Source organism: Rhodococcus sp. IEGM 1366, assembly GCF_033142425.1.
GTDB lineage: Bacteria > Actinomycetota > Actinomycetes > Mycobacteriales > Mycobacteriaceae > Rhodococcus_F > Rhodococcus_F globerula.
The window spans coordinates 374,885-388,002 of the sequence record NZ_JAWLRZ010000002.1; the positions used below are offsets into that span (position 1 = coordinate 374,885).

The following is a 13,118-nucleotide window of genomic DNA, read 5'->3' on the forward strand; positions in this document are numbered from 1 at the left end:
GTCAGTAGTTCCTTCGTTCGTAGTGATCGGAATTGGAGATGGAGTCGAAGCCGCGCGCCCAGCGCCAGGCGACCCAGAGCAGGCCGCCTGACACTGCGACGACGACGGCCGCGATCGAGAGGACGATCATCTGACGCCCAACGCTCGCCAGGTGGCCGGGCCGACGATGCCGTCGACACCGAGGTTTGCGCGACGCTGGAATTCGCGTGCGACAGCCTCGGTTGCCGAACCGAAGTCGCCGTCGACCGCCAGTTTCGAATAGGCGGGGTATGCCCGATTGAAGAGCGCCTGCAGGTAGCTCACATGCACGCCCTGGCTGCCACGCATGAGCGTCGGACGCGAAACGGACGGGCCGGGAGTGGGCGTGGGGTTGCCGCCGAGGATGCGTTTCACACCAGCGTCGTTGCGGGGGTCCCCCTCTCGGTAGCGCATCTGGAAGTGCATCTCGTCGGGGTAGTTCCACGAGCGACCCCAGAGCACTTCGGGGTGAAGCTCGAGTCCGCGCTGGACGAGATTGACTTCATTCGCGGGCATTGTGTATCGGCCCATCGGCCGGATTGGTGCCCAGAAGTCCAGCGATACGCCCGCGAGATGGTTCGAGTTCGCCACGGAGTTCTCGAACGACCAGCCCCAGACCGGCGAGGTGAACGGTCGCACGTTCCGGTGTAGCCATCCTGCGAACGAGCCGAGAATGATTGCCGGGGCACCGCGACGGAGTGGAGCTGTGTCCATAAAGGGTGCGGTGGTGACGATCTCGCATTCGTTGCGGTCGCAGATGCGCCAACCGGCTTCGGAAATGCTGTTGCCCTTGTAGTTGCGGAAAGTCATGGCTTCTCCTGATGTTGGGTTGCGTTACGAAGCGATCGGCGGGTCGCCGGGATTAACGACGCCCGTGTGTTCCACTTCCGATGAGTGTTTGAGCACGCTCAGTCCCGCCCATTGCGAGCCGCCGTAGAACCAGCGCCAGCGGCCGGTGAACATTTCGATATGCACGGTGTAGTCGGGCTCGGGGACGACAACGAAGAGGTCGCCCTTCACGCAGCCTTCACCGTCTCCGACCGGGTTGAGTGTGAGCCCTTCATTTTTGTGGGCAAGCCCATCGGCCGAGCGGCGGTAGTACTCACTGCCGTCCGGGGCACGCACGACGATATCGAGGCGGATTTTGTCCAGTCCCGTGAAGTTGGTTTCACGAGCCTTGGTCTGCGCCTTGATTTCCCACAGGCCCTCGGACTTGAGGCGGATGATCTTGTTGTTCGCCAGTAGTGGGTCGGTGTACAGCTCGACGCCGACCTTCGGTCCTTGCTGGGTGTCGAACTGCATCACCCGGCCATCGGCACTGCTGATGAGGCCGATGTACTTGTTCTGGCTCGGAACCCAGGACCCGTAGCCGATGATGCCTTCGAGCTTCTGCGTTGTGCTCTGCAACGTGTTGATCACAATGCCGCGGGTCTGAATCCGACCCATTGCAGAGGCTGGGTCGAACGGGCCGCCGCCGAAGATCGCTGTCGCGATGTTGTCGAGCAGCATCCCGAATCCACTGAAACCTGCGAACAGGCCACCGAAAAGCCTGTTCCACGCGGTGTTGTTCGAGTCGTCGACAGGCTTGCGCATACGGCGCTTGGCCTCGGCTTCGTCGATGTCCTGGAATCCGCGCATCGTGCCGCGTTTTCCGTACGCGCCATCGGGATATGGATTGTCCGGTGCGATACCCATCAGTCCACCTCGATCGTGCGAACCTGCGCGACGTCCTCGGTGGGTGCGGCCTCCTCGGGTGCCCGGATCACTCCGCGTTCCTGCAGACGCGCAACGAGTCGAATGAGTGCCGCCCCCGACTCGGCGTCGAGGTCGAGGTCATCGGCTGCAGATGTTCGCATCTCGGCAACCTCGGGATCGGGCGCGTCCATGTCGACCCACTCGACCGCGCCGACGCCGAGCCAGTGCACCGACTCCGCGCCACCCGGAATGATCTGCTTCCTAGTCTGCAGCTCTGCAACGTGCCGGTACCCCGCATCGACCAGAATCTTCGACGCCTTCCGCAGGCACTCCTCGGTCGTGAGAAGGGTATTGCCGTCCGGGTCGGTGATCGCACCCATGAGCGCCCAGAGGACATGCTCCTCCGGGTCGTCCATATTCGCGGTTGCCTGGGTGGGAATTGCCATGTCAGATCACTCCTAGGTCATGTGCCGCCCCAGCGAGATTCGCGACCTGCCGCAGTCCGCGCTCGTTCGGGGATTCGAGGTCTTCGGGCTCACCAGTGGTCGCGGTCCAGCCACGCTTGCCGCGATCGTGGAAGTACTCGATCTCGCCGACTTGCTCGACGTAGATCTGCCCGCGCCGGCCGACGTCGCGCAACGTTGAGCCGATGCGGTCACCGATGAAGAAGTGGCCTTGCCCGTTATCGCCGATGAAGTACGGTCTTCCGTCGCCGAGTTCCATTCGGTGCGTGATGCGCGGACGTGACTTCCAGAAGCCCTCGCGGATCTTCATGATCGACGACAGTGTGTAGGCCCGGTCGCCGCCCGAGACCATGTCCTCGTGATAGTGCGACCACCCGTACTTGAGTGCTCGCACAGGACTTTTCACGGATATCCACGCGCCGAGCGTGCCGCTGTAGATCGGCTTGAGGAACGTGTCGGCGATCGTGCCGACTGTCGGTTGGAAGATCGTCGCGCCGAGGTTGTTGAGCCCGAACTGGATTGCCGCCGAGATGCCCTCGTCAACTCCCGGTGCCGAGTGTCCGCCGGTGACCATCTGCACTGCGCCGCCGTGCGTGTGGCACCAGTCGGAGACTTCCATCCCGGATATTCGCCCGTCGCGGTAGACGACATATGGCGCGCGCGGGTAGGTGCCGATCCACTTGCCGACCGTGTTCTCATACGGGTCGACGGGATCGATGACCTGCGTGAGAGTTTCGTCGATGAGGTTGTCGGCGATGTTGACGATGGTCCGCTTGAGTCCGTCCCAGATCGTGCCGCCGGTCGAGGTCTCGCTCCAGTAGCCGGACTTGTCGACGATGTCGAAGACAATCGTTCCGTGACGCAGGTTCGCGCCCGGCCACGGAGGTGGATCGCCATCGAGGTATCGGCGGGTCGTGACCATGAGTTGACCGTCACCGAGGGTCGGCGCGGCAAGGTCATGCCAGTACTTGAAACGGCTCGACAACACCGTAGGAGGAGACGAGTCCTGCAGGAGGGAGCCGGGTTTGACGACCATGTTCCAGTTCGACATGTCCAGTCCCTGCGTCCACTGAGACAGGTCCAGCGGATCATCAGGCAGCGCCCACCAGTTCCCCTCGAGCCTCATGATGTTGAGGAACAGGGCCAACTTGAGCATGTAGATCGACGGCCCCGCGAGGGTAAATGCCCGCGGGAACTGCACCGCCGCCATGAGGAACGGGTTGCTCCAGACGAGCAGGTGCTTGAGTTCCTCGTAGTCGTCGAGGAATTCGAGCGTGACGAACCGCTTGCCGTCGCGGTCTGCAGCACGTCGAGCGCGCTGCATGCGCCCACCCCAACGTGCACCGTCCTTCTCGACGATCATGTGCACGTTCTGCTTTGCCCGCCCGTACGGGTCGACTGCCCACTTCGTCAGATAGTGATTTGCCGGCAGAACAACTCGACCGGGACCGCTGTTATTCTTGATCCACTTGACGGACAGTTCCCACTCGGTCGAGATCCGCCCGCGGTAGACCATGTCGCCGTCGTACAGGTTCGCCTTGGCAGGCTTGCGACGTCGACGAATTTGGTGCTCTTTCTTGCGCTCGGACGCATCGAGGATCGACTGCATTCGATCCATCAACTCTTGGTCGTGCAGGAGTGGATTGTCGGCTACGGGGGCTGTCATTCTTCACCCCCTGACACCATCGTCCAGTGACGCGGTTGATACACCGCGACAGTCATATTCGCCTTCGTGCACTCGATCGGTACGTCGATCGGCAGCGTGTGCGGCGGGACAGCGAACTCGAATTCCTTCGAGTTCGCGCGCGCCCAGAACAACGGGTTGATGTTCGACTCGTAGGTCGGCTCGTCGGGATACGTTCGGATGACGAGGTTCTCGCCTGCCACGAGCGTGGGCACATCGACCACGCGCCCACGCCACTCGTAGTCCTCATGCTCCGGATCGGTGATCCAGGAGAAGTCCGGAAGCGTGACCTGACCGCCCTGCGGCGCGTCGATCACCCACTTGAGATGCATCGGACGATTCGTCGGATTCGACAGCGTCACATACCCGTTGAGTTCTCCAGTCTTCGATTGGAAGACGTCGATCTCATCCTTCTCGATCCAGAACGGCCATCCAGCACGGAGCGTCATGATCATGAAGCCGTACCGGTTGAATCCAGGATCGGTGACCGGCTCGAACTTCGGCGTCTCGATCTTCTGCAGACCGAGACGCCGAACGCCTGACGACGACGTAGCCACAAGTTTCGTTTGCCGTTCGAACTCCCACATCGCCGACCATCGGGATTTCACCTGCTGCCAGGACATGTCATCTGTCGGTGAAATATGCACCGGCAGAATGACGTCCTGCATGTTGTGCTTGAAGCCGCCGTACGTGCCGCCCTCCTGGTTTGCGCCTTCGGTCCAGATAGTCGTTGTCGGCGTTTCCCAGAGGCCTTTCGGGTTTATGTCGAGTTCGATGCCTTCGCGGCCGGAGCCCGGGCCGTGAATGGTGGCCCGGTCTCCGTTGGGTGCTTCGATCTCGAACATGTAGAGGTCGTCCATTATCCAGGCCCCCATCTGTGCGATGCAGCATCCTGCATTTCCTTGATTCGCAATCTCTTGATGACGTCCTCGGCGTTGAGAATTCCGTGGAAGTTGTTGACCGTTCCGCCGCGCCCGCCCTGATCGAGCGAGAACCGAGCGCCGTTGTTCATGGCGCGCAAGATCGCCGGATTCTGACCAGCATTCGCGTCGACGTCATTGACGACGAACTCACGAGCTGTGAGCCACGCCGGAACCTTGTCGACGCCGCTCTCTCCGGAGACCGGACCACCGCCCGCGTATCGTGCTGCGCCGCGGAACCTGTCGATCTCCGCGAGCAGCGCTGCGACCCCGTCCTGACCTCTGGCGACGGAATCGCCCCACCGTGCAACACCTTCGGCAGGGTTGTAGATCGCCGGACTATCTGCAGCGATCATCGACGGAGACGTGGTGACCTGAGCTCCCATTGCCCGCTCGTTCGCGGACGGTTCGATCAGGTATGGCGCTTGAGCCTTCTGCGCCTCATTGAACATCTTCGCCGCCTGCAGTGCAGGCGGCATCTCGTCCGGAATGCCGAACACTCCCAACGCATCCGAGACGAACCCGGACGCTGCTTCCTTCGCGAAGTCCCCAGCAATGCCGGACCACGACGTCGGTCCATCGCCCGATTTCGGCAAACCAATCTCTCGAAGCGCCTTCTCCGCCTTGTACAGTTCGGCGTCGGCCTTGTCGATCTCGTCGTCACTCGACTGAGGGTCGTTGTAGACATCATTTCGACGCTCATTCGCGGACTGGACGGCGAGCTGCGCGTCAATCCGCTCAACCTCCGCATCGGTGAACATGCGCGAGAGTGCCGGTGCCTGCGGGGCGGGCGCATCGGCGGTGCCGTCGAGGATGCCGTCCTTTTTGGACTGCATGTCGGTGAGCTTGATCTGCGCCTTCTCGACCTTGTTGTTCGCGCCGTCGAGATCGGTCTGAGTCTTCTTGCCTTCGGCGACCGCGTTCTCTACTTCGGTGCGCGCCTCCTCTGCCTTCCGCACAGCGATCTCGGCAGCCTTGAGATCGGCCTCCTGCTTCTCGCTCCACACTGCGGCCTTTCGGCCGCGCACCGACGCACTGGCTCGGATCGGCATAAATGCATGGTTGGTCATGCTCGGATGATTCGATCCGGCAGTGCCGCCGACCATTCCGCCGCCGTACGAGCCGCCCATCTCGACGTTCGTGTTATCGGGCAGTGTTCCGGCCGCGTGGCCGCCGTATGGTCCGCCGTTGTACCAACCGAACCGGAGGTCGCCGGATGCGCCGCGGCCGGACTGGAAGCCCATGCCCGCGAGGGCGGCCCCCATGTTGCCCGTCGCGAACCTGGCCGCGAACGGAGCGAGCCCAACCGCGAAGCGGGCAATCGCCGACATCGCTGCGCTGCAGTCACCCCAGTTGATTCCACCGAAGACGTACGGATCACCGGTCAGCGGCTTCACACCAGGTATGCGACCAGTGACGAAGTCAGTCAGATCACGGCTACCGACGACTCCGCCAGCGACGTAGCCCGGCAGCTTCGGGAAAGTGCCCGCATTGATCGACGCAAGCTCGCGGTCATACTTCTCCGACGAGCGGTCATTGATGACCCACTCGCCACGGTTGACGCGAGCAGTCGGAATTCCGTTGGAATCGACCCCAAGGAACCCATCCACAATGTTGGTACCCGGCCCTGTAGTTGGCAGTTTCCCGCCGGTTTCATATCCCGGCACCCGCATCCCGGCGTATCCGCCAGGGACTCCGTACATTCCCTCCAAGGTCGTCGGCATCGCTGGACCGCTGGGCGGCTGGACGATGTGCTGCAGGATCTGGACGCCGATACTTCGACCGTCGTTCGCGGCAATGAAGTTGTTGATCGCAGCCTGCGCCTCTTCCGCGCCAGTCAACGAAATCTTCGTCGGGAGTTCTTTCGGGAACAGGCCGTACTGGGCCAGCACTGCCCGAGCCTGCTCCTCCGTTTTCCCGGCCTCCACATACTGACGAATGAAGTCGTCAACGATGCGCTGTCCGGCGGCTTCGACAGCGTCAGCAGCATCGCCGCTACTCATTTTCGTATCTACCGCATGCTGTTTCGCGGCAGACCCGGCCTGGAAGAAAGCAGACGCAACGTTCTGCATCTCTCCGTGCAGTGTGGCCCCGGACTTGGTGCTCAAGTCCAGCTGTCCTGACGCGAGAAACGCTTCGGAACCGGTGTTTTGCATGGCCTGCGCAAATCGATCCAGCGTCAAAGTCGCATTGGCTTGAGCATCCTCAAGTGTCATCGAGTCCTTAAGCTGGCGATTCATCGCTGCCGTTAGACCGTCGACGCCTGAAGCAGCAGAGACCGCACCAGAATTGATGTCATCCAACGCGGCCTTGAATTGCCCTGCCGTCGACTGCGACTCGATGAACTCGGTTCGCATGTCGGAGAACTTCGCCAGTGCGATTTCGCCGTCAGGGCCGGTGTTCTTCAGGGCGGTTGAGAATTTCCGCCACTGTGCCTCTGTGCCCGTGACGGCATTCGCCATATCCTTCTGGCTGAAATTGAGTGAATCGAGGGCGGACTGAGCCTTCTCCGCGTCCTCCGCGGCGTCTGCCAAGCCCATCGCGTCACTTAGCTGATTGTCGCGATCGAGGCCGAAGAACTCGTTGACAAACGAGGTGACGTATCCCATCTTGCTGGGCATGCGCTTAGCTGCAGCATCGAGATCGTCTTCGACGGCTTGAATCTGTCCGGAAACAGCCGATTTCACGCCCGAATCGATCGTGCCACTCGACTCCATGAAAGCGTCGTTGAGTTGGGATCGGAAGTCGACCATTGACTTCGCATACTTGGCCGCCGAGTTTCGGTTCTCCTCGAGATTGCGATCCATCGTGTTCGATGCCGAGATGAACGCGCCGATTGCCACCGTGCCAGCTATTAGGCCTACCGTGAACAATCCGCCAGGGCCAAGCATCGACCCGACTCGTTGCAACCCTGAACGCATTCCCGAAAGGGTTGCGCCAGCAACACCTTGGACGCGTCCCGCGAATGTCGCTACACCTGCTGCAGCCTGACGCATGCCTCCCACGAAGACCCCGGACTGTGCCGCCGCGACTCGTTGGGCCGCTGCGTATGCGGTAAGCGATGATGCTGCAGTACTGGTCGCGATAGCCTCGCGAACCCTTGCAGCGGTACTTCGCGTCGCTGCGGGTACCGCTCCGTTCGTGGCAGCAGTATTCGCGGTCAATGCCGCGGTGTGCTGATTCAGAGCAGCAGTGAGCTGGCGCTGCACCAGCAGCGTTGCCGGCGTTTGAATTGCCGTCAGGAATCGGCCAATGTTGCCGATAGCCGTGGTTGCTTTGATACTGACCAACGCGCCAGCGAGCCCAACCACCGCGACCTGTGCGATCGTCGAGTGATCAGCCAGGAATCCCATCGCATTGCCTGCAACTCGGAGTCCAGACACTGCGACTGTCGCGGTATCGCCGCCGAGCCCGATGAGTGCGGTCGCATCGCCAGCGACAGCCGAACCTACCGACTTCAGTGCACCAGTGAGAGTGGTAGCGCCGGACTCAACCTTGCCCATCGCGCCAGCGGCTTCATCGCCAGTGCCCTTGACTGTGTCGAGGAAGGTTGTGAACTTCTCGCCGGATGGGGACTTGATGACATCCCAAAGCGCCTGTGCGCCTTCGCGGATGCGAAATAAGACATCGACAGCCTTGGAGTCCTGAAGTTGCCCCCAGATCGGACTGGTGTACTCACCCTTGAAGAGGATGCCTTTCACGCCGATTGCAGTTTCGCGGATCTTGAGCAGCGTCGTGACTACTGTCGAGTCTTCTTCGAGTCCGAACGTCTTCGACATCCCCAGGTGATCGCCGGTAGTGAGGATCGACCAGACGCCCTTGACGCCTTCGACAACCTGTCGGGCTTTGATGCCGAAGCGTTCCATCTTGTTTGCTGGACCGTCGATGGACTCGCCCGAGGATTGGAATGCACGACCCATATCGGTCAATCCGGATGCAACTTTGGTGGCACCGACCGTTAGGTGCGGCGTGATTTTGTCAGTAAATTCGCCGATCTTGCCGAGTCCAGCCTTCATCATCGGCACGAAGGGCTCGATTACAGCAGCGCCGGCACGACCGAGTGCCGCCTTCATGTTCGCGAATGAACCGCGAAGTGTCTTACCGGATTCGAGCGCTGCGCCACCGATATTTTCCTGGATGACCTTGTTGAAGGTCTCGGCGTCGACCTTGCCTTCCTTGACCATCTTCGACAGGGCGTCCTGAGTGACGCCATATTCGTCAGCGAGCCACTGGAAGATCGGAATTCCGCGATCGGAAAGCTGATTTAGGTTGTCGGTGTACGCCTTGCCAGAGGTCTGGACCTTATTGAAGATCGAGCCCATTTCCTCGAGCGATGAGCCAGCGATGGTCGCCGCATCGCCGGTGAGGCTGAGGTACTTCGTCAACTCTTGCCCGGGCTTAATGCCGGCGGCGACTGCAGAGGCTGCGATCGTCGCAGCGTCACCCATTCCGAATGCCGTACCCTTCACGGACGCCAGCGCGGAATCCATAATGGTGGTGACGCCCTCGGCCGTATGACCTAGGCCTGCGAGCTTGCCCTTGGCGTCATCGATGGCGACAACGCGTTGCATGCCGAGGGTTAGTGCCGTTGCAGCCACGGCACCGGCAGCCATGGCACCGCCTTTCAGCGTCGACCCGATTCCGCTCGCGATCTTGGAGCCCATCGACCTGCCAGTACTGGTTGCCGATGCTTGTGCGCTGCCAAGTGCCGTATTGACCTGGCCGGGAATCTTGCTGGTGTCCGCAACGATCGAAAGGTAGCCAACTCCCAACTCGGTCAATTGGATTCACCTCCTTTGGATATGCAAAACGACCGCCCGCGACAGATGCCTCGGGCGGTCGTTTCGTGTGGTGACTAGTTGTATGCGGCGTGAGCGCGTGCGAGTCGTTCGCGGATATTGCTAGGTGGCGGACTCTTCCTGCTTTGTGTCGCAGAGGATTTCTTGCTGCGGATGTCGATGACGTCAGCCGGGGTGTCGATTGCGGCCGTCGGGAGTTCGCGTGCAGCTAGCACTCGCCGTATCCGGTCGATGGTGGATTCTTCTGCTTGCCTGGATGCGTCGCCGCCGAGCTGCAGGCGCAGGCCGCGGATCTCGTCTAGCAGCGCGAGTGTGAGATCAGGCGCGACGTCGGAGAATGCACCAAGGGGGTCGATGAGTCTTCGGTACGCACTGCTTCCCGGCAGATATGTGAGCCATGCGTCAAAGTCCAGCCAGGACAACGTGCGGCCGAGCTCGTCGAGCGACCTGCCAGCATTGATCAGGTCAGAGCGGATCGCCCCCTCTACTCCGTCGCGTCGGAGGAGTCGGAGGAGGCTTCGGATTTTTCCACCGACAGGTTCGATTCGTCCTGCCACTTTTTCCAGAGTTCGCTTCGTGCGCCGTAGGGCCATTTCGACACATGCTCAGCGAGTTCCGGTTCGAGCATCTCGAGCATCCACCCCAGGGCGTCCAAGTTGGTCGGGTAGGTCGTCTCCGGGTCAGCCCCGACAATGGGTTGGCGCTTCTCGTTGCGCTCGTCGCGCACCTTCTGAACTTCGTTGGTGCGCTTGACGATCATCGCGTCGGCATAGTCGGTGATTTCGGGAGGGATGTAGCTGGTGAGAGGAATCTCGTATTTGACGGTCTTACCGTTCTCGACGATCTCGACGGGAAACTTCTTGAACTCTGCGGGGTTGTACACGTAGCCAGCCATTGCACCAGGCCTTTCAGTTGTTCCAATGGGAGAAATGCGACCGGGCCTTTGAGGCCACCCGGCAAGGGCGGCCCGGTGCAGTGGGGTGTGAATCAACCCCTGCCGGGTGGGTTCATCAGACAGTGACGGTGACGACGATCGCCTTGGTGACCTCGACTGCCGGAGTGGCGGAGTCGGTGACCTTGAAGGTGATCGACGGGGTGCTGGCTGCGGTGGGGGTGCCCGAGAGGACGCCGGCCAAGGAGAGCGTCAGGCCAGCGGGCAGGGTGCCGGTGCTGGTCCACTTCTTTGCACCTGTACCGCCAGTGGAGGTGAGCGTCTGCGAGTACGGCGTGCCGACCTTGCCCGCGGGCAGCGTGGTCGTGCTGATTGCGAGAGGACTGACGACGGCCTTGGTGGTGTCGTTGATCAGCTCGATGACGTTGACACCCTTACGGGCGTTCGTCGTGGACTCGTACACCTGGATCGTGACCTGATACTGCGTGAGCGCCGTGTGGACGTTCACAACCTCCGCGATCTCGATGATCTGACCCTTTTCGATGACGTGGCGCTTTTCCTGCTCGCCGTCGATGGAGTCGATCACCCACGATTCGATCGGCAGGTCGTCGCTGGTCTGGTAGACCGTGATCTGCTGTCCATGCTCATTGGGATCGTGAACGGTGACGTTCGCAGCGCCGTTGATCGCTCGGAGCACGACGGGGTTGTTGACCTCGTTGAGGGTGATCTTGACCGTGCTGTCGGTCTCGGTGGTGATCACTCGCGACACACCGCCGCCGAACTTACGGGTCTTCGTGGTGGTCTTGGTCCGGTTGATGGCGAAGCCGGAGTCGCCGATCTCGCCGTAATCGTTCGCGAGGAACGCGGCAGCGAGCTCTTCGTACGTGGTTGCCGGCATCGTGGTTCCGAGCTTCGCGGAACGGAGTACGCCGCCGTCGAGCGGAGGGTTTGCGACGTATGTCATTGTGCTGGTGTCGACCATGATTCAGCCCTTTCAGGGTTCGTTGCACCGGGCCTTGAAAGGTTGGGATGTGTTGAGGTCAGCCGATTTTCAGGAGGAGCTCTCCGGTGAACTGGTAACGCTCCTGGTCGGATTCATCCGGCCAGCGATACGGGCCGCTGTTCTCTTTCCACCACCGGACGAAGGTGCCGAGAACGGTTCGGCTGCGTGAGGCCTTCATGATGGCGCGGACGACTGCGGCGAGGTCGTCGGCCTCGTCTTCGGTATCTGCCCAGCATTCGATCAGGGCGAAGACGTGATCGGTTCGGCCGTGTGCGGCCATTCCGCCGCCAGGTGTCCGCGAGACCCGGACCTTGCGGCCCCTGACTCCACTGCGGCGCGGGTTCGGAGCTTCAGTGCCTACCCACACGTCGAGGTGGGCGGGCATCTGCTCCCGAATCAGTGTGGCAAGCACGGTTTCTGCAGAGGCGGGGATGATCAGGTCACCGGACACTACCCATCACCCTCACCAATGTGTTCTCGTTCGCGTTCTTCCGGCGGGCCGCGAATGTGGCGGGGTAGACGATCGCACGACCGCGACCTTGCGGATTCTTCCGGCCAACGCGCGAGGACCACTCGAATCCGGGGCCAGCCGCCGCGGCCATTGCTGCTGCCGTGCGATCAATCCATGCGAACGCCTGGGATGAGGTTCGAACTTCATACAGGGCATTGGGCCTCGGCACGAACTTCCGCTGTGCCATCGTCATTCACCACCTTGTCTACGAATTCGGCGGAGAACCAGCCATTCGCGTTGTAAATCGCAAGTAGCTCATGCTTGGTCGGGTCCGCATAGACCAGCAGGTGTCCGGTCTTGTCTTCGGTAACGAATGTCGTTGTGTCGTAACGACTTTCGCCGTCGACGTGACGCACAAGAACAATCGTGTCGCTCATCCGTCCACCCTTCGGAGTTTGACATCGACGATTCCGGGGACGAAATCGGGATTGTTGTCATAGTTGCCGACTTTGACGACCTTGAGCCAACCCTCGCCGGGGAGTTCGATCAGATCGCCAGGCTTGACGCCGAGATCCGTTGGCGGGTAACAGGTCGCGTCGATTGACTCACGCTGAGCGTGCCCGTCTGTCGGTGTGGCCTCGTCGCCCGTGTACCAGGCCCAGACCTTCTCCTCGGTTGCGTCGGCATGTTTCTCGACCTCATTACCGCGCGGGCTGACTTCCGTCGACGGGATCTTGCGCCGGTATCTGATCGGCATCGTGCACTCGAATTCCGGATCAACCATAGAGCGACTCCGGACGGCCAAACGGAACGGAATATGCGCCCTGCGTCGGGACGGTCGACTTGCACATAGCCTCGAGTCGTTCCACCTGCGCTGGAGAAAACAGGATTCCGGATTGCGCCTGCCTGGTGTCGGTCGTCTTCTGAAACGGGCCCGACGAGGTCTGCGTGACAGATCCGTTGCCAGCGGAGGCGTTGTATCGGATCGCTGAGCGAAGGATCCCTTTCAGCGCCGCGCGGTGAGCGAACGATGGTCGTTCGATGCACGGCGCGATCTGTATGGCGATGCCGAGTGCGTCGTCGATGTAGTCCTGTAGGTCGGTGTCCGGCCTACCTGGGAGGTAGGGGCGCAGATCCTCGATTGTGATGAATGCGGGTTGTTCGGGCATCTGCGCCCCTTTCCTCGGTAACG

General features: G+C 61.3%; 14 protein-coding genes. All 14 read right to left on the reverse strand.

Annotated elements, in window-relative coordinates:
- Position 1 precedes the first annotated feature (1 nt).
- A complete protein-coding gene (locus tag R4P64_RS07680; RefSeq protein WP_317820081.1) occupies positions 2-130 on the reverse strand; it encodes a hypothetical protein in 129 nt (42 codons plus the stop codon).
- Positions 127-828, reverse strand: coding sequence for a peptidoglycan-binding domain-containing protein (locus R4P64_RS07685; RefSeq protein WP_317820083.1), 702 nt, complete (start codon positions 826-828; stop codon positions 127-129). The genes R4P64_RS07680 and R4P64_RS07685 overlap by 4 nt, the downstream gene beginning before the upstream one ends.
- Positions 829-852: 24 nt before the next feature.
- The gene (locus R4P64_RS07690) at positions 853-1,713 is read right to left on the reverse strand and encodes a hypothetical protein (protein ID WP_317820085.1); all 861 of its coding nucleotides are present in this window, start codon (positions 1,711-1,713) and stop codon (positions 853-855) included.
- Positions 1,713-2,159, reverse strand: coding sequence for a DUF2744 domain-containing protein (locus tag R4P64_RS07695; protein ID WP_317820087.1), 447 nt, complete (start codon positions 2,157-2,159; stop codon positions 1,713-1,715). The genes R4P64_RS07690 and R4P64_RS07695 overlap by 1 nt, the downstream gene beginning before the upstream one ends.
- 1 nt (position 2,160) lies before the next feature.
- Positions 2,161-3,843, reverse strand: a complete 1,683-nt coding sequence (locus tag R4P64_RS07700; protein WP_317820088.1) for a phage tail protein — start codon at positions 3,841-3,843, stop codon at positions 2,161-2,163.
- Positions 3,840-4,736 (reverse strand): hypothetical protein, encoded by an 897-nt coding sequence (locus R4P64_RS07705; RefSeq protein WP_317820090.1) that lies wholly within the window; start codon positions 4,734-4,736, stop codon positions 3,840-3,842. The genes R4P64_RS07700 and R4P64_RS07705 overlap by 4 nt, the downstream gene beginning before the upstream one ends.
- Positions 4,721-9,445: a tape measure protein gene (locus tag R4P64_RS07710; RefSeq protein WP_411742647.1), complete on the reverse strand. Its 4,725-nt coding sequence runs from the start codon at positions 9,443-9,445 to the stop codon at positions 4,721-4,723. The genes R4P64_RS07705 and R4P64_RS07710 overlap by 16 nt, the downstream gene beginning before the upstream one ends.
- 191 nt (positions 9,446-9,636) lie before the next feature.
- Positions 9,637-10,137 carry a hypothetical protein gene (locus tag R4P64_RS07715; RefSeq protein ID WP_317820094.1) on the reverse strand — a complete coding sequence of 167 codons (501 nt, stop codon included), beginning with the start codon at positions 10,135-10,137 and terminating at the stop codon, positions 9,637-9,639.
- On the reverse strand, positions 10,065-10,475 hold the full coding sequence (locus tag R4P64_RS07720) for a hypothetical protein (protein WP_317820096.1): 411 nt from the start codon (positions 10,473-10,475) through the stop codon (positions 10,065-10,067). Before R4P64_RS07720 ends, R4P64_RS07715 begins: the two co-directional genes overlap by 73 nt.
- 115 nt (positions 10,476-10,590) lie before the next feature.
- Positions 10,591-11,454 carry an Ig domain-containing protein gene (locus tag R4P64_RS07725; RefSeq protein ID WP_317820098.1) on the reverse strand — a complete coding sequence of 288 codons (864 nt, stop codon included), beginning with the start codon at positions 11,452-11,454 and terminating at the stop codon, positions 10,591-10,593.
- A 58-nt stretch (positions 11,455-11,512) separates the two neighbouring features.
- A complete protein-coding gene (locus R4P64_RS07730; protein WP_317820101.1) occupies positions 11,513-11,926 on the reverse strand; it encodes a hypothetical protein in 414 nt (137 codons plus the stop codon).
- Positions 11,927-12,129: 203 nt separating this feature from the next.
- On the reverse strand, positions 12,130-12,363 hold the full coding sequence (locus tag R4P64_RS07735; RefSeq protein ID WP_317820103.1) for a hypothetical protein: 234 nt from the start codon (positions 12,361-12,363) through the stop codon (positions 12,130-12,132).
- On the reverse strand, positions 12,360-12,710 hold the full coding sequence (locus tag R4P64_RS07740; protein ID WP_317820104.1) for a hypothetical protein: 351 nt from the start codon (positions 12,708-12,710) through the stop codon (positions 12,360-12,362). The genes R4P64_RS07735 and R4P64_RS07740 overlap by 4 nt, the downstream gene beginning before the upstream one ends.
- Positions 12,703-13,095, reverse strand: coding sequence for a hypothetical protein (locus tag R4P64_RS07745; protein ID WP_317820106.1), 393 nt, complete (start codon positions 13,093-13,095; stop codon positions 12,703-12,705). Before R4P64_RS07745 ends, R4P64_RS07740 begins: the two co-directional genes overlap by 8 nt.
- Positions 13,096-13,118 lie beyond the last annotated feature (23 nt).